This window comes from Clostridium coskatii (genome assembly GCF_001675205.1).
In the GTDB taxonomy this organism is placed as follows: Bacteria; Bacillota; Clostridia; order Clostridiales; family Clostridiaceae; genus Clostridium_B; species Clostridium_B ljungdahlii.
The window spans coordinates 30,091-52,580 of the sequence record NZ_LROR01000067.1; the positions used below are offsets into that span (position 1 = coordinate 30,091).

Annotated in this window: 21 protein-coding genes and 1 riboswitch; of the genes, 18 read left to right on the forward strand and 3 right to left on the reverse strand. The window is 29.7% G+C overall.

The genetic code is table 11. The annotated features are described in order from the left end of the window. The first annotated feature begins 8 nt into the window (after positions 1 to 8). From hprK to CLCOS_RS16265, 4 genes are all read left to right on the forward strand, one after another. Complete coding sequence (hprK, locus tag CLCOS_RS16250; RefSeq protein ID WP_013238841.1) at positions 9 to 929, forward strand: HPr(Ser) kinase/phosphatase; 921 nt, start codon at positions 9 to 11, stop codon at positions 927 to 929. Then, complete coding sequence (locus CLCOS_RS16255) at positions 922 to 1,467, forward strand: 5-formyltetrahydrofolate cyclo-ligase (RefSeq protein WP_063599839.1); 546 nt, start codon at positions 922 to 924, stop codon at positions 1,465 to 1,467. The genes hprK and CLCOS_RS16255 overlap by 8 nt, the downstream gene beginning before the upstream one ends. 254 nt (positions 1,468 to 1,721) lie before the next feature. Next, complete coding sequence (locus CLCOS_RS16260) at positions 1,722 to 2,660, forward strand: magnesium transporter CorA family protein (protein WP_063599840.1); 939 nt, start codon at positions 1,722 to 1,724, stop codon at positions 2,658 to 2,660. 199 nt (positions 2,661 to 2,859) lie between these two features. After that, positions 2,860 to 4,260 (forward strand): aminopeptidase, encoded by a 1,401-nt coding sequence (locus tag CLCOS_RS16265; protein ID WP_013238838.1) that lies wholly within the window; start codon positions 2,860 to 2,862, stop codon positions 4,258 to 4,260. 318 nt (positions 4,261 to 4,578) lie between these two features. On the opposite strand, the gene CLCOS_RS16270 is transcribed toward CLCOS_RS16265, so the two are convergent. Further along, positions 4,579 to 5,436 carry a PHP domain-containing protein gene (locus tag CLCOS_RS16270; RefSeq protein ID WP_013238837.1) on the reverse strand — a complete coding sequence of 286 codons (858 nt, stop codon included), beginning with the start codon at positions 5,434 to 5,436 and terminating at the stop codon, positions 4,579 to 4,581. A gap of 246 nt (positions 5,437 to 5,682) precedes the next feature. Between CLCOS_RS16270 and CLCOS_RS16275 the strand changes: the two genes are divergently transcribed. Beyond that, the gene (locus CLCOS_RS16275; RefSeq protein WP_013238836.1) at positions 5,683 to 5,883 is read left to right on the forward strand and encodes an alpha/beta-type small acid-soluble spore protein; all 201 of its coding nucleotides are present in this window, start codon (positions 5,683 to 5,685) and stop codon (positions 5,881 to 5,883) included. Positions 5,884 to 5,933: 50 nt separating this feature from the next. Here the strand turns inward: CLCOS_RS16275 and CLCOS_RS16280 are convergent, their stop codons facing one another. Then, positions 5,934 to 6,260 carry a hypothetical protein gene (locus CLCOS_RS16280; RefSeq protein ID WP_013238835.1) on the reverse strand — a complete coding sequence of 109 codons (327 nt, stop codon included), beginning with the start codon at positions 6,258 to 6,260 and terminating at the stop codon, positions 5,934 to 5,936. A 220-nt stretch (positions 6,261 to 6,480) separates the two neighbouring features. Here CLCOS_RS16280 and CLCOS_RS16285 point away from each other — a divergent pair, with 220 nt between their 5' ends. From CLCOS_RS16285 to CLCOS_RS16305, 5 genes are all read left to right on the forward strand, one after another. Beyond that, positions 6,481 to 6,843, forward strand: coding sequence for a phage holin family protein (locus tag CLCOS_RS16285; protein WP_013238834.1), 363 nt, complete (start codon positions 6,481 to 6,483; stop codon positions 6,841 to 6,843). A gap of 204 nt (positions 6,844 to 7,047) precedes the next feature. Continuing rightward, positions 7,048 to 7,479, forward strand: coding sequence for a bacteriohemerythrin (locus CLCOS_RS16290; protein ID WP_063599841.1), 432 nt, complete (start codon positions 7,048 to 7,050; stop codon positions 7,477 to 7,479). 36 nt (positions 7,480 to 7,515) lie between these two features. Further along, complete coding sequence (locus tag CLCOS_RS16295) at positions 7,516 to 9,336, forward strand: MutS-related protein (protein ID WP_063599842.1); 1,821 nt, start codon at positions 7,516 to 7,518, stop codon at positions 9,334 to 9,336. A gap of 111 nt (positions 9,337 to 9,447) precedes the next feature. Continuing rightward, a riboswitch (Lysine riboswitch) is annotated at positions 9,448 to 9,624 on the forward strand. 123 nt (positions 9,625 to 9,747) lie between these two features. Next, on the forward strand, positions 9,748 to 11,211 hold the full coding sequence (locus CLCOS_RS16300; RefSeq protein WP_063599843.1) for an amino acid permease: 1,464 nt from the start codon (positions 9,748 to 9,750) through the stop codon (positions 11,209 to 11,211). A gap of 397 nt (positions 11,212 to 11,608) precedes the next feature. Beyond that, complete coding sequence (locus CLCOS_RS16305) at positions 11,609 to 12,517, forward strand: glycerophosphodiester phosphodiesterase (RefSeq protein ID WP_242866861.1); 909 nt, start codon at positions 11,609 to 11,611, stop codon at positions 12,515 to 12,517. 683 nt (positions 12,518 to 13,200) lie between these two features. Here CLCOS_RS16305 and CLCOS_RS16310 read toward each other — a convergent pair. Beyond that, the gene (locus CLCOS_RS16310) at positions 13,201 to 13,479 is read right to left on the reverse strand and encodes an ArsR/SmtB family transcription factor (RefSeq protein WP_013238829.1); all 279 of its coding nucleotides are present in this window, start codon (positions 13,477 to 13,479) and stop codon (positions 13,201 to 13,203) included. Positions 13,480 to 13,676: 197 nt separating this feature from the next. Between CLCOS_RS16310 and CLCOS_RS16315 the strand changes: the two genes are divergently transcribed. The 8 genes from CLCOS_RS16315 (at position 13,677) to galE (ending at position 22,460) form a co-directional block, all read left to right on the forward strand. Continuing rightward, on the forward strand, positions 13,677 to 14,162 hold the full coding sequence (locus CLCOS_RS16315) for a PH domain-containing protein (RefSeq protein WP_013238828.1): 486 nt from the start codon (positions 13,677 to 13,679) through the stop codon (positions 14,160 to 14,162). Further along, positions 14,146 to 15,561 carry a PH domain-containing protein gene (locus tag CLCOS_RS16320; RefSeq protein WP_242866862.1) on the forward strand — a complete coding sequence of 472 codons (1,416 nt, stop codon included), beginning with the start codon at positions 14,146 to 14,148 and terminating at the stop codon, positions 15,559 to 15,561. The genes CLCOS_RS16315 and CLCOS_RS16320 overlap by 17 nt, the downstream gene beginning before the upstream one ends. Positions 15,562 to 15,808: 247 nt before the next feature. Next, complete coding sequence (locus CLCOS_RS16325) at positions 15,809 to 16,921, forward strand: ABC transporter ATP-binding protein (RefSeq protein WP_192847870.1); 1,113 nt, start codon at positions 15,809 to 15,811, stop codon at positions 16,919 to 16,921. After that, a complete protein-coding gene (locus tag CLCOS_RS16330) occupies positions 16,918 to 17,787 on the forward strand; it encodes an ABC transporter permease (RefSeq protein WP_063599846.1) in 870 nt (289 codons plus the stop codon). Before CLCOS_RS16325 ends, CLCOS_RS16330 begins: the two co-directional genes overlap by 4 nt. Before the next feature lies 1 nt (position 17,788). Then, entirely contained in the window at positions 17,789 to 18,577 is a 789-nt protein-coding gene (locus CLCOS_RS16335; protein ID WP_063599847.1) for an ABC transporter permease, read from the forward strand. Positions 18,578 to 18,628: 51 nt separating this feature from the next. Beyond that, on the forward strand, positions 18,629 to 19,705 hold the full coding sequence (locus tag CLCOS_RS16340) for a polyamine ABC transporter substrate-binding protein (protein ID WP_063599848.1): 1,077 nt from the start codon (positions 18,629 to 18,631) through the stop codon (positions 19,703 to 19,705). A 54-nt stretch (positions 19,706 to 19,759) separates the two neighbouring features. Continuing rightward, complete coding sequence (locus CLCOS_RS16345) at positions 19,760 to 21,130, forward strand: N-acyl-D-amino-acid deacylase family protein (protein ID WP_063599849.1); 1,371 nt, start codon at positions 19,760 to 19,762, stop codon at positions 21,128 to 21,130. A gap of 343 nt (positions 21,131 to 21,473) precedes the next feature. Continuing rightward, entirely contained in the window at positions 21,474 to 22,460 is a 987-nt protein-coding gene (galE, locus tag CLCOS_RS16350; RefSeq protein ID WP_063599850.1) for a UDP-glucose 4-epimerase GalE, read from the forward strand. The last annotated feature ends 30 nt before the right edge of the window (positions 22,461 to 22,490 follow it).

Consider the following 22,490-nt stretch of genomic DNA (forward strand, 5'->3'; position numbering starts at 1 on the left):
GTGAGAAAATGCCAGTAACAGTAGTAGATATTATAAATGATTTAAATTTGGAAGTTATAAATAGAGGAGAAAATATAAACGAAATAAAGGAAAGCGATATAAATAGACCTGGACTTCAATTTAGTGGGTTTTATAATTATTATGCTAATGAGAGAGTCCAGATAGTAGGTAAGGCGGAATGGAGTTTTTTAGATGCTATGCAGCCTGAGCTTAGGAAAAAAAGGCTGGGAAAATATTTTGAATTTGACAATCCATGTACCATAATAACTAGGAATTTAGCACCCCATAAGGAGTTTTTAGAGAGTGCTATCTTGAATAAAAGGTGGATACTAAGAACTGATAGTATATCTACAAGGTTTATAAATAAGGTTATGAATTATTTAGATGACAAATTAGCACCTGAAACAAGGATACATGGCGTGCTTGTAGATGTTTATGGTATTGGAATACTTATAACTGGAGAAAGTGGTATAGGAAAAAGTGAAACTGCACTTGAACTTATAAAAAGGGGACATCGTTTAGTAGCAGATGATGCAGTAGATATAAAGCAAATAGACGGGGTGCTTCATGGAACATCGCCGTATATTACTTCAGGGATGATAGAAGTTAGAGGAATGGGGATAATTGATATACCTGCCCTTTATGGATTGAGTTCTGTACTTAAGGCAAAGGATATTAATATGATAATATATCTGGAACAGTGGAAGGAAGATGAAAATTATGATAGACTTGGAATAGACAAGGAGTATTTAAATATATTAAATGTACCTGTAAGAAAATTGAAAATTCCAATTAGACCAGGAAGAAACCTGGCAGTCATAATAGAGGCCGCTGCAGCAAATTACAGATACAGTCTTATATCAAATGTAACTCCTGTAGATGTAATAAGTGAAAGAATAAATGAGGTGGCGAGGAAGAAGAATGGATAAGAATATTATAAGAAAGAAAATGAAAGAAGAGAGAAATAAATTATCTAATTTACAAAAAGAAAAATTGGACAATAGCGTACTTCAAAAGGTGATAAAAAGTGAAGAATATAATAAGGCTAACAGTATATTTATATTTGTAAGTTATGGAAGTGAAGTGGACACTCATAGAATTATAAAAAATGCACTTGAGCAGGGAAAAAATATTTGTGTTCCTAAAGTTATATCCAAAGAGGATGGAATGATTGCAGTTAGAATACATGATTTTAGTGAATTAAAAAGTGGGGCATATGGTATATTGGAACCAGAAGATACAAAATTTAAAGTAAAAGAATCCTCTATAGATTTGTGTTATATTCCAGGAGTAGCCTTTGATAAAAGAGGTGGGAGAGTTGGATATGGAGGAGGATATTATGATAGGTTCTTTAAAAAGCTTAGGGAGGACTCCAAAAAAATTGCCCTTGCATATAGGTTTCAGGTACTAGATGAAGTCCCAATGGAAGAACATGATATGTTTATAGATGGTATCATTTCTGATTAAAATATTTACAATGTTATTATATTATCTATTTAAAATATTTATAACTAGATATTAAAAGTATTGCGTCCTTTATATTGCTAAGAGGGTTCATGGACAATACTTTTTTTATTTTGTTTAATTCTACTGTTATAGTATTTTTATACTATAGTTTTTTGTCATAAAATTACATCTGTCAAGTAATGAATTATTTCTAATTAAAATTAACACACTAATAAGAATGAACTTATTTTTATGTTTACATTGGTGGTGTTTTTATGAAAATACTTGATATAGATAATGGTTTTCAAGAAGTTACGGAAGAAATTGATTTTACAAGCAGCCATTATTGGATATTACTTCATGCAGATGAAATTGAAAAGTTAAAGGATTTTGTAGACATAGATAGAGATAGTATAGAGGAATGTAAAAGTTTTTCACAAGTATCAAAAATAAATTTTTTCAATGGGTATCTCTTTATAATACTTAATGTACTCAATTATGTAGAAGAAATAGTTATTCCTAGAGAATTGAATGTATTTTTAAGTAGAAAGTATATAATAACTGTATATAAAGATAAGATTGATATATTAGATGATCTAATACAAGATATATATGACTCCAAAAATTGCTTTTTACTAAAGGATAATTCGAGAGCATCTATATTACTTTACTATATTTTAGACAGAATAGTTATAAAGAACTATGATATAATATCTGCACTAGAGGTTAAAGCAGATAAAATTGAAATAGATGTTTTAAAGAACCCAAAACATGATCAGATAGATAGTCTTATAACCCTGAGAAGGCAAGTTTATAAAATAAGAAAATATTTAAATCCACTTATATACATAGGAGATAGCTTGGTTATGAATGACAATCTGGTAATAGAAAAGGACGTCTTAGAATACTTTAGCAATTTAAATAGAAAAATAGAAAAACTTATGTTTTGTATTGAAAGTTTGGTTCAAGATCTAGCTTTAGTGAGGGAAGCTTTTGAATCTGAAACCGCAAATAAAACCAATGAACTCATGAAAGTTTTTACTGTAATAGCTACTATATTTTTACCATTAGATCTCATAAGTAGTATCTATGGTATGAACCTAAAAGGAATACCATTTATGGAGATAGAAAATGGATGTCATTACGTAGTAATAATTATGTTTCTTGTGGCAGTCATTCTTATATGTATATTTAAGAGGAAAAAGTGGTTTTAATATAGATATACAAGGTTGGCTGCTTATTAATTAGTTAGTAACTTTCACAGTTTAAAAAAATTGCGAAACAATTGTCCTCTGTCCTCTCAAAAATATAAATATATTGGTGTATTTTGTGATAGAATATAATTGTTAATAAAGTGAAGCGTAACATTTATTTGCTAATACGATAACATTAATATAGAAGAGGAGAGATAAAATGTCAAAAAATTTAACTAAGGAATACAAATATGCATGGGACAAATATTCAAAAAAAGATTTTAAAATACTTTTTAAAATTTCAGATGACTATGAAAAATTTATGTCTAAATGCAAGACAGAGAGAGAGTGCGTAAAAGAATTTATATTGAGAGCTGAAAAAAATGGATATAAAAATATAGAGGATATAATGAATGCGAAATCCCCTTTAAAACCAGGAGATAAGGTTTATGCTAATAACAAGGATAAGAATTTAGCTCTTTTTGTAATTGGTACTGAAGATATGGAAAAAGGGATGAGAATACTTGGAGCTCATATAGATTCTCCAAGGCTTGATTTAAAGCAAAATCCCCTTTATGAGGATACTGACCTTGCATTGTTTGACACCCATTATTATGGAGGTATAAAGAAATATCAGTGGGTTACACTTCCACTTGCTATTCATGGTGTAGTTATAAAAAAAGATGGAACTAAGGTAGAAGTAGTAATAGGAGAAAAGGATGGAGATCCTGTAGTTGGAGTATCTGATTTACTTGTACATCTTGCAGGAGACCAGATGGATAAGAAAGGAAATAAGGTTGTAGAAGGGGAAGATTTAAATGTTCTAATTGGAAGTATTCCAATAGAGGACAAAGAAGATAAAAATAGAGTAAAAAAGAATATATTAAGAATTTTAAATGACAAATATGGAATAGAAGAAGAGGATTTTGTATCTGCAGAATTAGAAGTAGTTCCAGCAGGACCTGCTAGAGATTTTGGACTTGACAGTAGTATGGTTATGGCTTATGGCCATGATGATAAAATATGTGCCTATACTTCTTTTGATGCTATGATGAAAATAGAAAATCCAAACAAGACATGTGTTACTCTTTTAGTAGATAAAGAAGAAATAGGAAGCGTAGGAGCTACAGGAATGCAATCAAGATTCTTTGAGAATACAGCAGCTGAGGTAATGTCACTATGCGAAGAATATAGCGATTTAAAACTTAGAAGGGCTTTAACGAATTCGAAAATGCTGTCTTCTGACGTAAGCGCTGCCTTTGATCCAAATTATCCTTCTGTAATGGACAAAAATAATGCAGCATATTTTGGAAAGGGGGTAGTATTTAACAAATATACTGGTGCAAGAGGAAAATCAGGTTGTAATGATGCAAATCCAGAATATATAGCTGAAATAAGAAATATAATGGATAAAAACGATGTGTCCTGGCAAACTGCAGAACTTGGCAAGGTAGACCAGGGTGGTGGCGGAACTATAGCTTATATACTAGCGGAGTACAATATGCAGGTTATAGATTGTGGAATAGCACTTCATAATATGCATGCACCTTGGGAAGTAGCAAGTAAAGCAGATATATATGAAGCGGTAAAAGGATACGTTGCATTTCTAAAAGAGATATAAGAAATGATCTGTAGAGAAGCTTTGTTACACTAATTAATTAGTATGTCAGCCATTTTAACATGTATACATGTTTTTAAGCACATTTATCTATAAAAGGGGATGTTGTTAAGCAATTTAAGAATTGTTATTACAACATCCCCACTGTAGATTGTTTTAAAAACTATCAATGAATCTTACTTAGTGGAACTTTGTTTCTCCCACTAAGTTTAGATGAATTATATAGGGGCGTAGCTACTGTTAGCTCCCACTTTGATAGAAAAGCAGATATCCCAAATCTTTGATTTGGTGATAGTCGCTTTCACTGTGTGCGTGGGAGTGTTACAGTAGGTAGTCATCAGATAAACTTTTAAGTTTGCTTAAGAAATCATTTATTTGATTTTCATCTAAATAAACTTCACCTATAGTATGACCGTGCTTTAAACTTTTTTTGTTTGCAGAATGGAAATCAGATCCTGCAGTTATGATTTTTTTATACTTTTTAGCATACTTTATGAATTTCTCTGTATCACAAACCTTATTAGCAGGATAAATAGCTTCTATACCATGAAAGGGAAGTTTAATTAAATCCTCTATATTTATATCTTTTATAAGTATAGGGTGGGCAAGTACAACCATAGCATTTAAAGACATAAGCATTTTTATTCCTTCTGTTGTAGAAAGTTTTTTGTTTGGAACATAGGCAGGACTGGAATCTCCTATAAAATTTGAAAATATGTAATCAAAACTGTAATTATAACCTGCATTTATTATGGCTTTTGCTATATGAGGTCTTGCTACAACTCCATTAGCTATCTTTAATATGCTTTCAAAATCAAGTTTTATATTGAAAAATTTATATAAATTATTTACTATTTTTTTTGCTCTATTTATTCTGTATAAGTTCATTTCTTTTAGAAAGTCTTTAAACTTTGGAGATATATGAGAGATATCTTTAAAATACCCTAGTATGTGAACGCTTTTATTTTCATACAAGGTAGATAGTTCTATTCCAGGAATAACTTTAATACCTATTTTTTTTCCTTCCATTAAGGCTTCATCTATACCAGATAAGGTGTCATGGTCTGTTATTGCAATAATATCAACACCTTCTCGTTTTGCCATGCATACTAGTTTTGCCGGAAATAAGTTACCATCCGAGGCATTAGTATGTAAGTGAAAGTCTCCTTTTTTATACAACAAAATCACCTACTTTTAAAATTAGCTTATATTTATTATACTACTTTAATCATGCAAAGTTTCAATAAGCTTTAAATTTATGGCTTTCCATAGTATAGTAGAGAAAAAATTTCGATTATAAAAGTTTCTAAATACCCTATAATATAGTATATTTTCATTTAATTTTATAGAGTAATAATTTTTATATGGAGCAAACTGATAGTGTAATACAAAACAAATAATTTAAAAATGAGGAGGGGAACAATTATGGCAAACAGTAGAGGAAACAGAGTCTTAGTTCCACAAGCTAAAGAGGCTTTAGATAAATTTAAAATGGAATCAGCTAGAGAAGTAGGAGTAGATTTAAAAGAAGGTTATAATGGAGATCTTACCTCTAGAGAAGCAGGTTCTGTAGGTGGAAACATGGTTAAAAAGATGGTTCAGGCCTATGAACAGGGCTTAAAATAAGATATTGAGTATAGGTAAAAGCCAGATGATAGTTTCATCTGGCTTTTGTACTATTTTATTCCGGATATTTTACCTCTAAGTGCCTTTATACGGCCATTTACATAGCTTAAAAGTTCTGACTTATTGTCCTTTATATTCACTGGTGCATTAATAACTATAGTCAAAATGTCCAGTTTACTGTATTTTATCTCATTTGCAATTTCATAAGCCAAATATTTATTTTTTATTTTCCAGTATGTAGTGTTAAATTCATTTGACTGTCTTTGATTATAATATCCTTTTTCTATACCAAATTGAAATAGATCTGCAGCGGATTCCAACTCATCTAAATCTTTGGCTTGTAAAGTTTCATCAATAAGAGTTTGAAATGTTTTCATTGTTACACTCCTTTTTAGTAATTTATAAGTATTTACTATACAGACAATATTACTTATACCTTTTTTCTTAAATTTTGTCAATATTCATTTTAAATTTAGTTTTATCTAAAATAAAATAGTTATAACTTCTATTTAAAAAGTTTTTTATTTTTAAATATTTTTTATGTTTTAGGTAAAAATATAAGGGAATAAATATTTTATTTAAAAAGGAGTGACTTCCATGGGTGATACAAATAAACAACCCGAAAGATCTACAGTGGGAGGTTATATATTAAGATTTGTTTTAACGGTAGTTGTACTGGCAATAACTTCATTTTTAACACCTGGTTTCAAGATATCAGGATTATGGTCATATGTAGCTGCAGCAGTTGTAATAAGTTTAATAGATTATTTAGTGGAAAGATTTATGAATATAGATGCGTCTCCTTTTGGAAAGGGAATAAAAGGTTTTGTAATTGCAGCTGTAATATTATATTTAACTCAATTTTTAGTTCCATATATGAGAGTTACCATAGTAGGAGCCATTTTGGCAGCAATAGTCATTGGAATATTAGATGCAGTAATTCCAGGAAGGGTTATGTAAAAATAGTTCCTACAGATCAAATAAGTGAATAATTTTTTATTTCCTTTACGCCGTCGGTATTATTCCGGCGGCTTTTTAAATTAGTAGTAGTTTACTAATTTAAATTTTGTTATAATATGTACAGAAGCAGCACAATCAGTAAGTTATAGAAATTAAACTTATTTACAAAATTCTACGATAAAATATTTAGAAAGGAAGTATACTATGTTTGAATGGAAAGATGAATATGCTTGCGGTATTAAGAGAATAGACGATGAGCATCAAAAGTTATTTGAAATAGGACAGTCTATATATGAGCTAGCTGTCAATGAAAATCACGTGGACTATTTTGGTGATATTTTGAATTTAATTGACGATCTAAAAGAGTATACTGTTTATCATTTTGAGGATGAGGAAAAGATTATGCAAATGTATGACTATCCAGGCTATTCGGAACAAAAACGAGTGCATGATAAATTTATAGAAAAAATAGAGAGCTTGGATTTAGATGAAATAGATGAAGATATACAAAAATCAATTTTGAATATTCTAGATTTTGTGTACAATTGGATATCAAGTCATATATTAGGTATGGATTTGAAGATAAAAGATTATTTTGATGAGTTAAAATTAAGTAGGCTGAAAAATAGCAAATAGAAACATAGACGTAGTAAGAAAAGAGGAGAAATATATTTGAAGGAAAGTGAAAAAATCTACTGCAGAAGAAAAAAACATTACGATCATCTTGTGAAAAGTCAAAGTTCTACTGTAGTACGTATGAGTAGGTTACGTTTTTTAATATTTTTGCTAGGAATAATCTTTATAGTAGGTTTCTATATTAAAAACTATCACTATATGAGTTTAAGCATTTTCCTGGTTTCAGCTATATTATTTGTACTTGCTGTAAGAATCCATGAAAAGTTAAAACAAAATACAGATTTTACAAAAAAGCTAGTAGAAATAAATTGTAATTCGTTAAAAAGAATAGTTGGTGATTGGAAAGAATTTAACGAAAAAGGAGAAAATTTTAAGAATGTAGAACATAATTATTCCTGGGATCTTGATATATTTGGTGAAAACTCATTATTTCAATGTATTAATTGCTGTAATACTTATCTTGGAAAGGAAAATTTAAAAAATGTGTTGTCTTCACCTTTAGGAAATTCTAAAGATATAGAAAAAAGACAAAGTGCAGTTTTGGAATTGTCCTGTAAATTAAAGTGGAGACAGCATTTAGAGGCACAAAGTTCATCCATAGAAGATAATAAGGAGAGTGTTTCAAAGCTTAAAGAAATAGTTTCAACTAAGAATTCAACATACAGAAATAAATACATTATAGTTGTATTTAAAATAATTCCTATTGTAACTATAATGCTTTTGTTTATGAGTTTTGTATTTCACTTTTTTAATAATTCTATAGGGTATGCTGCACTTGTAGTTCAAATAATTTTACTTTTACCAGGGGCTAAAAACAGATTTAGCACTTTAAACACAGTTTTCAATTTAAAAAGTAATATAAGATCTTATGAAAAAACTATATCCTTAATATGCAAAGAAAAATTTCAGTGTGATTACTTAAATGACTTAAAAAGTATGCTATTAAAAAAACAAAATGGAAAATTAAAAAATGCAGCAGAAGAAATATATAAGCTAAAAAAGATATCAGAGAGCATATCTCAGCGCCAGAACCTTGCATATATAATACTTAATATATTTTTCCTTTGGGATTATCAATGTATGTTTGCCTTTGAAAAGTGGAGAGAAGAAAATGGTAGGGAACTCTATGATTGGATTGAAACTGTTGGAAAATTTGAAATGTTGAGTAGTCTTGCAGTTATAGCATTTGACCATTCAAGTTGGACAATGCCTCAGATTTTGGATAAATCCTTGGTTTTAAAAGCAGATTCTATGGCACATCCTCTTTTAGGGGATAAGGCAGTTTGTAATAATCTGGATTTGAATAAAAATTCTAAAGTAGCACTTATCACAGGATCAAATATGTCTGGGAAAAGCACTTTTTTAAGAACAGCAGGTATAAATTTAGTACTTGCTTATTCGGGGGCACCGGTTCGTGCAAAATCATTTTGTTGTTCTATAATGAGTATTTACACCTGTATGCGAATAAGTGACAATTTAGAAAAAAATATATCTTCTTTTTATGGAGAAATTTTGAGAATAAAATCTATTGTAGAAGCTGCTAATAGAGGAGAAAATATTTTTTTCTTATTAGATGAAATATTTAAAGGTACTAATTCTATAGATAGGCACACTGGAGCCAAGATACTTATAAATGAATTGATGGATTCTAATACCTGTGGTATGGTATCAACTCATGATTTGGAATTATGTGATATAGAGAGTGAAAGTAATGAAAGAGTAAAAAATTATCATTTTAGAGAATATTATAAAGATAATAAAATACAGTTTGATTATAAATTACATAGAGGTGCATCGAAAACGAGAAATGCTCTATATCTTATGAAAATGGCAGGAATTAATGTACCTGACGATTAATCTGATATATTTTCTGCATATTTAATAATATTTTTACAAAATGTACTTCAGAGTACAAAATCTATTGACTAACTTAAAATTTTAGTTCATAATATATTAATATAAGTGAATAACTGAGGTAGAGGTGCAGAATTTAAGAGTAGAGTTGAGGAGTTAAGCACTATGATACAGCTTGAAAGGAAATTTTGCCGAAGTTATTTAGCAGATGCTTTAATGCTAAGTAATTGGGTTTACATAAAATATATGTAAAACTGTCACAAGGTTAATTTGTGGAGAGCTATCATTCGTTATAGGATTAATATGTCTTTATATAACCTTGAGTGTACTCTCAAGGTTATTTTTATGATCACCTTATGTCCGTCTTAGTTATATCACTTATCGGAAATTAAAAACCGATAAGGGGGGAAAAAAATGCAGAGTGTTGCAGAACAAAAACAAGAGGGGACCTATGAACTTAAAAGAGGTCTTAAAGCCAGGCATTTAAATATGATTGCTTTGGGCGGAGCTATAGGAACAGGGTTATTTTTAGCTCTAGGAGCTACGATTAAACAGGCGGGTCCTGGAGGAGCACTTGTGGCTTATGGCTGTATAGGAGTTATGGTTTATTTTTTAATGACAAGTTTAGGAGAAATGGCAACGTACATGCCTGATTCAGGTTCCTTTAGTACATATGCTACTAAGTTTGTAGATCCGGCACTTGGGTTTGCACTTGGATGGAACTATTGGTACAATTGGGCTATAACTGTTGCAACAGAAATGGTAGCAGGGGCCTTGATAATGAAATTTTGGTTTCCAGGTGTACCATCTATTATATGGAGTGTATGTTTTTTAGTACTTATAGTTGGACTTAATTTATTGTCTGCAAAAGCTTATGGAGAATCAGAATTTTGGTTTGCAGGTATTAAGGTTTTTACAGTTATAGTATTTTTAATTGTAGGTGTGGCAACTATTTGTGGAATATTTAATGGAAAACCTGTAGGATTTAAAAACTTTACAGTAGGAGATGCGCCTTTTGTAGGTGGTTTTAAATCTATATTTTTAGTTTTCTTAATTGCAGGATTTTCTTTTCAAGGCACAGAGCTTATAGGTATAGCAGCAGGAGAAAGTGAAAATCCAGAAAAAACTATACCAAAGGCAATTAATGCTGTATTTTGGAGAATAATATTATTTTATATAGGCACAATATTTGTAGTAGGAGCTCTTATACCTTATATGAATGCAGGAGTTGATACAAGCCCTTTTACGATGGTATTTCAAAAGGCAGGTATAGCAGGAGCAGCTTCTCTTATGAATGCAGTTGTTTTAACCTCAGTTCTATCTGCAGGGAATTCTGGAATGTATGCTTCAACAAGAATGTTATATTCTATGGCTAAAGAAAAAAATGCACCTGCATGTTTTGCAAAGGTTAATTCAAGGGGAGTACCAGTAAATTCACTTATACTTACTACTATAGTGGCATCTGCTTGTTTTTTAACTGGATTTTATGCAGAAACTACAGTGTATGTATGGCTGGTAGCAGCTTCAGGATTAGCAGGATTTGTAGCCTGGGTTGGAATAGCACTTTGCCATTACCGCTTTAGAAAGGCTTATAATTTACAAAAACGTGATTTTAGTAAATTAAAATATAAGGCTAAATTATTTCCACTGGGTCCGATTATAGCACTTGTACTTTGTATTGTGGTTATTTTAGGCCAAGGTATTACTTATTTTGGAGAAGCTAAAATAGATTGGGGCGGAGTTATTTCTTCATATATAGGACTGCCTTTATTCTTAGGTCTATGGATATGGTATAAAAAAAGGCATAGTACAAAAGTTATTAAATTAGAGGATGTAGATTTTAATAGTATTGAAAAAGAAGTAGAAGATATGAAGTAATGTTTTGAAAAAAAGTTTCTAGGAAGTTTACCTTTCTGGAAACTTTTTTATGTTTTTATTAAAGATGATATCTTTAACACACAAATTTAATGAATTTATCTTATTATATATAAAAAATAATATTTGCGGAACAATAGTTATTGATAAGAGTAAGATGCTTATTACTAGCTTAGGTAATGTAGCAAAATTATTATATATATTTTTTATAAATTAAACTATTATAGATAATTTATGGTAGAATTAAAAGAGAAATGATGAAAAAAAATCATGTTCTTGTCTAGTATGGTATTTTTAAATTAAAGTTAAATCTGCTAAAATATTTAGTTAAGCTTAAAGCTTTATCAATAAGGGGGGTAATAGTATTTATAAAAAGGTATTTACAAATGTTATCCTTATATTGTTTACTGTATTACTTTTAAAAGTTATGGCTGTAACTTTTTATTACAATACCAGTTCTCTTTCTCTTAAATATTCGTCTAATATAAGAATTAACAAATTAAATAATATAAGTTATAAAAGAAAAGGCAAGATACCAAAAAAAGTTAATAATGCTGTAATGGAAAATCAACCTATAGTAATAGCTCATCGTGGAGCAAATAAATTTGCTCCTGAAAATTCCATTCCTGCTATTGATATTGCAGGTAAAATGGGATACTGGGGAGTAGAATTAGATGTGTGTTCTTCCTCTGATGGAGTTTTATATTTACTCCATGATCCTACACTTAATAGAACAACTAATGGAAGAGGACCAATAACAAAAAAATCGTCAGACGAAATAGATGATCTTAAGATTGATAAGGGAGTAAATATAGCTCAATATCCTAATTTAAAAGTACCTCGATTTGAGGAAGCATTGACGGAATGCTCTAAATACAATCTTGTGCCAATATTTGAAATTAAATTTTTAAGTAGAAGAAATAGAGATATTAATACATTTTTAGATATTATCCATGAATATGGTTACGAAAAAAAAGTCATTGTTCATTCATTTAATTATCAAGCTTTAGAATATTTAAAAAGTAAGGATAATGAGATTCGTATAATGCCCATTATAAATCCAAATAGCAGACTCCATGGCTATATGTATGCAAAATCTATAGGGGCTGTAGCTTTAGACTCTAGATATGATTTTCTCAATAAGAAAATTGTACAATTGGCTCATAAAGATGGATTAAAGGTATTTTGTTGGACAATTGACAGAAGACAAGATTTTAAAAGAGCTGCTAAAATGGGGGTAGATTATATATATTCTGATACCATTTATCCAAGTAAACAAGAAGTAAAATTAAGAAAAAATCCTGTATAGCTATTAAAGTGCAGTTAAAAATTGAGAATTAGGAATTAGTAGTTATGGATGATTTTCTTCCGTTAACACTACAGAAAATCTAAAATATAGCGATATTTCAGATTTACTTTAATAAGCTTTAAATTTAATATTTTTGAAATTACAATAATCTATTATAGTTTTCTAAACGAAAAATAAACTTATGCTCCAAATATTTTTACAAAAACAAGCACCGTTAAATATGTTTATTTATTGTAAAAATATCTCTGCGCATAAGTTATTTTTTAGTTAGAAAACATATATATAGGGTTTTCAATTTAAAAATTACTTATACATAAAATATACTAACAAAATGGAAATCACACTTAAAAACTTTTTTTATAAGTCTTAATAAGGTATTTTAGAAAATCTTAGAAGCTTATATATGTCTGAGGTACGAGTTTATATAGGCTTCTTTAGATTTTCAAAATACCGAGCTTTAGACTTATAAACAGAGTTCTTGGCATTAGGTTGAGTTTTAACTCCACCTAATGCTTAGAAATCGTTATCCAGGCGCGTAGCAGTGCTTATCCCCCACTTTGATAAAAGATGGGGGTGTTAGCAATGGTAGCGATCGGATAAAAAGTTTTTGATGTGATGAAATTTGTTAGTATATGGCTGGTATAAGTTAACTTTCTACTTTGAAACCCTATAGATCATTGACATTATTTAAATAAAACATGAATTAAATCAATAGCTGTTTTATTACAAACATTGTAATTAACTTCAAGTCCATTTCTAGTTCCTTCTATAATTTTTGCTGTCCTTAATTTTTGTAAGTGTTGTGATAAAGTTGACTGAGGAATTTTAAGGCAATTTTGCATGTGTGTAACATTACAGCAGCCTTTATTTAATAGCCCTCTGACTATACATAGTCTAATAGGATGTGCCAGTACCTTAAGAAGCTCAGCAGTATCGGCATACTCTTTATAATTATTGTCCATAGTTCTACCTCACTATATTTCTATATTTGAATCTTTACATTTATATATTATGATATACAAATATAAACGTCAATATATAATAATTATAAAGGATTTATTAAATTTTAAAATAGTAAAATTTAATTATGTAATATATAATATAGGCAAAACTAATTAGTGTACAAGCAAGTACATTAGATATGTAAAGGAGATTAACTATGAATTATGATAAGATTGATAAAAGTGCTATAAAATCATGGATTATTGGAAGAACAGTAATTAGTGTTATATTTATAGCTTTATATGTGCTATGTATGAATTTGTTTTTAATGCCAAGAATTGAAGATATGAAAGTACTAAAATGTATTTTGAATTTTTTAACTGCAATAATAATATTTGTTTCAATTTTGGATAGTTTTATATGGCCTTTTTTAGAGTATAAGCAGTGGAAATATGGCATATTTGAAGATAAAATTGAACTTATAGAAGGCATAATCATAAGAAAAAGAACAATAATTCCAATTTCTAGAATTCAGAATTTAAAAATAGAACAGGGACCAATTGAAAGAATGTGTAAAATAGCTTCTGTAAATATTATAACGGCAGGGGGTACACATAAAATCCCTGCTATAGCTGTGAAAGATGCTGAAAAAGTCGCAAATAACCTTAAAAATGTTATAGAATTGGGTGATAAAATTGGATAGGATAGAGAGAAATCATTTCTTTAAATTATTTTATAGTTTAGGCACAATATTAAAAGAAATGATAGGAATTATTTTTGCATCAGGATTCTTAATTAAGTGGATTGGATTTAGATTAGGAATTTTAACTGCAGTAATTTTATTAATACTACTTCTAGCATATGAGATTATAGAATGGAGAAAAAACATTTTTATAATAAGAGAAAAGTATATTTATCACAAAGAAGGGGTTTTTAGCGTAAAAAAAATAGAAGTTCCTTTAGAAAAAATCAATACAGTGGACATTTCAACAAATTTTTTTGAACAAATTTTTAATGTAGCAACTATAAAAATTGATACAGGAGATGCAAAGGATCATGGAAATGAATTGAAGTTCACTTTAAATAGAGGTAGGGCTGAGGCGATTAGAAATATACTGCTTAAGGAAAATAGGGATACACTTAAAAATAAATATGAACAGGAATCTTATAGTTTAGGTTCAAAAGAATTATTTATATATTCTATTATATCTAATTCGCTGTTTAAGGGACTAGCTATATTGCTTGCTATACAGCAATTTTTTGAGGAACGTGTTAAAAAATTACTTAAACTTAATATTGATACATCTAAATATTTTAGAGGGTTTCATTATGTAACTTTTTATGAAAAAATTTATATAATAGTAATTATAGTTTGTATTATATTATTTGTAAGTTTATGTTTGTCTATTATATATAATTTTATAAAATATTATAATTTTAGAATGTGGGCTGATAATAATAAAATTTGCATAAATTATGGAGCTTTAAATAAGAAAAATTATAGTTTCGATAGAGAAAAGATTAAAGGAATACATCTTAAACAGAGCGTTTTAATGCAGGTTTTTGGCTATTTTACTATAGAAATAGAAAGTATTGGATACGGAGATGAAAAAGGAGAAAAAGCTATATTATATCCCATATGTAATAGCCAATTGAAAGATAGAATATTAAAAGATTTACTTAATGAATTTTTATATGAAGATAATTTTAATAAACCTCTTAGTAATGTATATTTTGGATTTTTTTATAAGAAAATTATTTTTTGGATAATTGTCACTTGGATAATTGCGTTTACCAAACCAAGCTTTATTTTATTTAGTATAGTCATGTTTATAATATTATTTATTATAGGACATATGGAATTTAAAAATACCGCACTGGGGATAAATAGAAATTTGGTTTGTATATGCCATAATAGTTTTAATAAGACTCAATCTCTTTTAAAGATGTCGACTATACAATCTGTGACTTTATCATATAATTATTTCCAACACAATAAGGGAGTTTGCAATTACAAATTTATTTTATATAGTTCTAATTATGGTAAAGAATTAAAGGTTAAAAATTTAAAAGATAATATTATTGAGACTTTTTTAAAATAACAATAGTTGGTAATACAATAGTATAAAATAATTGACTAAAATGTTTAAATATGTTATTATAACCATATAATTAAATGTGAGTAAAACAGTAGGAATTGATATTAAAACCTGTATTTACAAATTTTTTATTCTCTACAATACAGTATGGCAAAACAGTATAGCAGAGTGAATAAAGATCGCAGAAGTGGGCTTCTGTCTCTGTAAAGAGTCAGAAGCTTTTTAATACCATAATATGGAGGTGGAAACATTGGAAAGTATTCTGAGACTTATTAATTTAGCAAAAGTTTTTGATGAACAAAGAATAGTAAAAAATATTTCACTTGATATTAGAAGAGGTGAATTCTTAACTATCCTTGGACCAAGTGGCTGTGGAAAGACAACTACACTTAGAATGATTGCAGGTTTTGAAAAACTCACTGCTGGAAGTATTCTCTTAGATGGAGAGCCTATAGAAAATAGGGAACCTTATGAGTTGGATATTAATACGGTATTTCAAAACTATGCTCTTTTTCCGCATATGAATGTATTTGATAATGTAGCCTATGGTTTAAAAATTAAAAAAGTTAAAAAGTTAGAAATAAAAAAACGTGTTAATGATATGCTAGAGCTTGTACAGTTAGGTAATTACGAAAAAAGAATGCCATCTCGGTTAAGCGGGGGTCAAAAACAAAGGGTAGCAATTGCAAGGGCACTTATTAATAAACCTAAAATATTGCTTTTAGATGAACCTTTAGGTGCTCTAGATTTTAAATTAAGAAAACAAATGCAGATAGAATTAAAGATGCTTCAAAAAAAACTGGGGATAACATTTGTATATGTAACTCATGATCAGGAAGAGGCATTAAATATGTCTGACCGTATAGTTATAATGAATGGAGGATCTATAGAACAGGTAGGTGACGCTAGAGATATATATGAAAATCCTAAAACCAGGTTCGTAGCAAGTTTTATAGGTGAATCCAACTTGTTTGAGTCAACTGTGGAAGATATTTTTGAAGATAGGGTTATATTGAAAACTGGAGAGTTTAAACTTGCTGCTTTAAATAAAGCATTCAATTTAGGAGAGAGGGTGTCTGTTTTAGTTAGACCTGAAAATATTAAATATTCTTTAAGTCAAGTTGAAAATTTTAGTATTAAGGCAATAGCCCAAGAAAATGTATACTTAGGTTCTAATATAAGAACCACTTTTATTTTAGAAGATGGAAGAAAAATTGTATCCAATAATTATGATAAAAATTCAAGAATACCAGAAATTAATGAAACTTTATGGATATATTGGAATGTAAAGGACGCTATTATAATAGATAATAAGGAGAATACTGATGAGATTAATCAAACAAGCAAGGTGATGGTAAGTTGAAGATTGAAAAAAAGAGACTATTAAATTTTGAAAAAAGTTTTTTTATAGGGCCTGTATCTCTTTGGATGATAGTTTTAATGGGGGCGCCAATTTGCTATGTTATATTTATAAGCTTTCTACAAAGGGGGACAAATGGTGGAATTGATTTCGTATTTTCTCTGGATAACTATAAAAGAATTATATCACCACTGTATCTTAAGGTATTTATGGATTCTTTATTAATTGCACTTATAACTACTTTATTTACTTTAGTTGTAGGATATCCATTTGCATATCTTGTAGTAAAAATACCAAAAAAGTTTCGTATATTTGTTGTAATGCTTATAATTGTCCCTTTTTGGACTAACTCTCTTATAAGATCCTATGCTTGGATGACACTTTTAAGTACAGAGGGACTTGTGAATAATTTACTTATTAAAGTGGGATTTATAAAAGAACCTATTGAAATGTTGTATACTTATGGAGCTGTACTTATAGGAATGATATATACTCTTTTTCCATTTATGGTACTACCACTTTATACATCTATAGAAAAAGTTAATAAAAGTTACATTGAAGCAGCTAAAGATTTAGGTGCAACTTCTCTTAGAGCATTTCTAACAGTAACTTTACCGCTTACCAAGCCTGGAATTGTAGCTGGAAGTATTTTAGTCTTTATACCTTCCCTTGGATTATTTTATATATGTGATCTTATGGGAGGAAGCAAGGTAATGCTCATAGGCAATTTAATTAGAAATCAATTTTTAATATCTCGTGATTGGCCTTTCGGTGCAGCATTATCTGTATTTATGATAATTATTACACTGATACTTTTGCATGTAAGTACTAAGCTAGTAGGTAAAAAAGTGGATTTGGAGGTTTTTTAGCATGATAAATAAAATTCTTAAGAGAACTTCTGTCCTGTATATAGTGCTTGTATTCATTTTTTTATACTTACCTATAGCTGTGGTCGTAGTTTATTCTTTTAACAGTGCAAAAACAGGGGCAGCATGGAATGGAACTACTATTAACTGGTATAAGCAGTTGTTTGATGATTCAAATGTTATAGTTGCATTTAAAAATAGTTTGACCATAGCAGTTATAAGTACGATAGTTTCTTCAATAATAGGTACAATAGGGGCTGTAGGATTGTATAAGTATAAATTTAAGGGAAAAAGTGTAGTGGAAGGATTATTAAATATAACTATTGTTATACCTGAAATTATTATGGGAATTGCATTGCTTGTGTATTTTTCACAAATTGGGCTAACCCTTGGTATAGGTACCTTAGTTCTAGCACATGCAACCTTTAGTATTCCTTTTGTGTTTATAGTAGTTAGATCAAGACTTGCAGGATTCGATTTGTCAATGGAGGATGCAGCTATGGACCTTGGAGCAAATAGGCTTAAGGTTTTTACCAGTATTACACTTCCACTCATATTACCGGGCATATTTTCAGGGGCAATGATTGCATTTGTTCTTTCTTTTGATGATGTAATTATAAATTTTTTTGTATCGGGAGCGGAAAGCACAACTCTTTCAATAAAGATATTTTCTATGCTTAAATTTGGGTTATCTCCAGAGATAAATGCCCTTTGTACCCTTATGCTTTTAGTTACATTTGTAATTTTAGCTTCTGTACAAATTATTAAACTAATAGGAATAAAAAAAGTATAGGTTTAAATTTGTATGAATATTAATTTTAATATAATGAGGGGGGAATATTGAATGAAAAAGAAATTACTAAAACTATTGAGCTTATCAGTAATAGTTGCATGTACGATTGCTACTTTGTCTGGTTGCGGAAGTCAAAAACAGGCTTCTGGAAATGATGAAAAAGTAGTAAATGTGTTTACCTGGGCTAATTATGTACCCGATTCTGTAATAAAGGAATTTCAGAATAAAACAGGTATAAAGGTAAATTACAGTAACTTTTCAACTAACGAGGAAATGCTTACAAAACTTCAGGCAGCAAAGGGAGCTGAATATGATGTAGTAATATGCAGTGATTATATTATTGAAGTTATGGGAAAGCAAAAAAATATTTTAATGCAGCCTATAGACAAGTCAAAGATACCAAATTATAAAAATGTAGATCCTCGATTTTTAAATCAACTTTATGATAAAGGCAACAAATATTCTATTCCTTATACATTAGGAAGTCAGATAATAGTATATAATTCAGAAAAAGTTAAAATTCTTATAAAGGGATATAAAGATTTATGGAATTCTACACTTAAAAATTCTCTTGTACTTGTAGATGATCCTAGAATAGTAATAGGCATGACTCTTAAAAAATTAGGATATTCCATGAATGAGACGGATCCTAAGAAATTAGCTCAGGCTAAGGAAGAACTTAAAAAATTAAAGCCAAATGTAAAAGTACTTAATGCAGATACACCTCATAATAGTCTTATTAATGGAGATGCAACAGTAGGATTTATGTATGGTTCTCAAGCATCTACTGCAGTTAAAACAAATTCTAAGTTTAAAATAGTATATCCAGAAGAGGGCATGAATGCAGAAGAAGATAATTTTATTATACCAGTAAAAGCACCTCACAAAGAAAATGCTGAAAAGTTCATAAACTTTATGCTAGATGGTAAAATAAGCAATGAAGCTACAACAATTAATCAATATGTAAATACAAATAAAGCTGCCAAGAAATTTATGTCGAGTAGTTATTTAAACGACAAGGCAGTATTTATTCCAGATTCAGAGCTAAATAGGGCTGAAAGATTTAGAGATGTAGGTAATGCTGCAAAGACCTATGATTTAATATGGTCCGAATTCAAACAACAATAGCATTGAAAACTTAAATATAGATTTTAAATGAAATTTTATGGGGGAGGAAGGTTTATGAATATCTATGATTTAGTTATAAAAAACGCTCAAATAGCAGATCCAGAAAATGAAAAAATATTCCATGGCAATCTAGCAGTTCAAAATGGTAAGATAGCTTCAATTACTAGTGAAAATATAAGGGGCAGAAAGGAAATTGATGCTAAAAGTTGTATAGTATGCCCCGGTTTTATAGATATTCATGCCCATATTGATGGAAATATGAGCTATGGAGAATTGTCTTTAGTTCAAGGAGTTACTACAACAGTAGGTGGAAATTGTGGTGGTGGTCCTACAAATTTGAACAAGTTTTTTGAAACACAAAATAAAAATGGTTTTCCCATAAATCAACTTCAATTTATAGGCCATTCCTTTAGTTTAAGATATAAAGTTGGAATTGATAATCCCTATATAAATGCGACAAAAACTCAAATAGGGGAAATGAAAAAACTTTTGGAAAGAGAATTTGCAAATGGAGCTGTGGGGTTATCCTTTGGGCTTGAATATGCTCCAGGGTCTTCCTTTGAAGAGGTTATAGCCTTAAGCAAGCTTGCTTCACAGTATAAAAAGTTAATTTCTATTCACACAAGGCTTAAGGCTCCTGATGATTTAGAATCTCTTAAAGAAGCTGTTAAGATCTCAGAAATTACAGGTGCACTAGTTCAGGTATCCCATTTAGTATATCAATATGGAGAAGGAGTCATGACAGAGGCACTTGGTATTTTAGATAAGGCAAGAAAAAATGGAGTAAATATATGGGCAGACAGCGGAATGTATACTTCTTTTGCAACAGGTATAACCACCAGTGTTTTTGATGAAGATCATATTAAAAAATTTGGATGGAAATTCAGTGATCTATATATAGCTTCAGGAAAACTTAAAGGCAAGTGTCTTACAAAAAAATTGTATGACAAAATGAGACAAAATGATGAGGATGCAGTTATAATTTGTTACACTGGAGTAGAAGAAGAGATTTATGAAGCACTATTAAGAGATTATGTAGTACTGTCTTCAGATACAGGTCCTTCTCCTACAGGAGACGTAGGAGAAGGTCATCCTCAAAATTGTGGTACATTTCCACGCTTCTTTAAAAAGATGGTAAGGGAGAAAAAGTATCTTTCTCTTATTGATGCTATAAAAAAATGTACTTTGATACCGGCAAATATACTTGGTCTCAAAAATAAGGGAAGGTTGTCTGCAGGATGTGATGGGGATTTAGTAATATTTGATATAGATACTATTGAAGATAAATCTGACTTTTTGGGAAAAGGAAGACCAGATGCTTATCCAAATGGAGTTCATTATGTAATAGTTAATGGACATGTAGTAGCTGAGTATGGTAAAATTAAAAAAGATATTTTGCCTGGAAGGGCAATTAAAATGAATTAAATTAGGTATTTAAAAAAAATAGTCTAGCATACTGATTGGTTATTTTTTTGAAGATGTCTTATAAAGAGCATACCGTTTTTTAATTAGGTTATGCTCTTTATAACATTATATAGAGCATAATTACAACTATAGTAGACAAATAGGATGAAATAGATATAAAATATAAAATATAGTATTTAAATAACTATCAATGAATCTTACTTAGTGGGAGTTTATTTCTCCCACTAAGTTTAGATGAATTATCTAGGGGCGTAGCTACTGTTAGCTCCCACTTTGATAGAAGTGGGAGTGTTACAGTAGGTAGCCATCAGATAAAGGTATAATTTATATTGGAGGTTTTATAATGGCAATTTTAGTTTGCGGTGGGGCCGGATACATAGGCAGTCATATGATTGCAGAGTTATTGGAAAATAAGAAAGAAGTTATCGTATTAGATAATTTTGAAAAAGGACATAGATCTGCAATTTTAGGTGGAAAGGTATATGAAGGAGATTTAAGAGATGATAATATACTTGACAGAGTATTTGAAGAAAATCAAATTGAAGCTGTAATAGATTTTGCTGCTTATTCTCTTGTAGGGGAAAGTGTAGATGAACCTCTTAAATACTTTGATAATAATGTAGGTGGAACTTTAAATTTGCTTAAAGCAATGAGAAAGCATAATGTAAAGTATGTTGTATTTTCATCAACTGCAGCTACTTATGGGGAACCAAAAAGTATACCAATTTTAGAAAATGCAGTTACATATCCTACTAATCCCTATGGAGAATCGAAACTTACAGTGGAGAAGATTTTGAAGTGGAGTGATAGGGCATATGGTATAAAGTATGCTGCACTAAGATATTTTAATGCAGCTGGAGCACATATAAATGGGACTATAGGAGAAGATCACAGACCTGAAACTCATTTAATTCCAATAATACTTCAAGTAGCCTTAAAAAAGAGAGATAAAATATTCATATTTGGGGATGATTACAATACAGAAGACGGTACCTGTGTTAGAGATTACATTCATGTAACTGATTTAGCTAATGCTCATCTTTTAGCACTAAATAAAATTATGAAAGAAAATGAAAGTAAGATTTATAATTTAGGTAATGGAAAAGGATTTTCTGTAAAAGAAGTAATTGAAGTTTCAAGAAAGGTAACTGGAGAAAAAATAGAGGCTGAAATTGCACCTAGAAGACAAGGAGATCCAGCAGTGCTTGTGGCTTCTTCTAAGAAAGCCCAGGCTGAACTTGGGTGGAAGCCAAAATATAATTCTCTGGAGAACATTATTGGGACGGCCTGGAATTGGCATAAAAATCATGTAACTGGATATGAAAAATAATAGAATATAAACAGGAGAGGAGTTGAATAT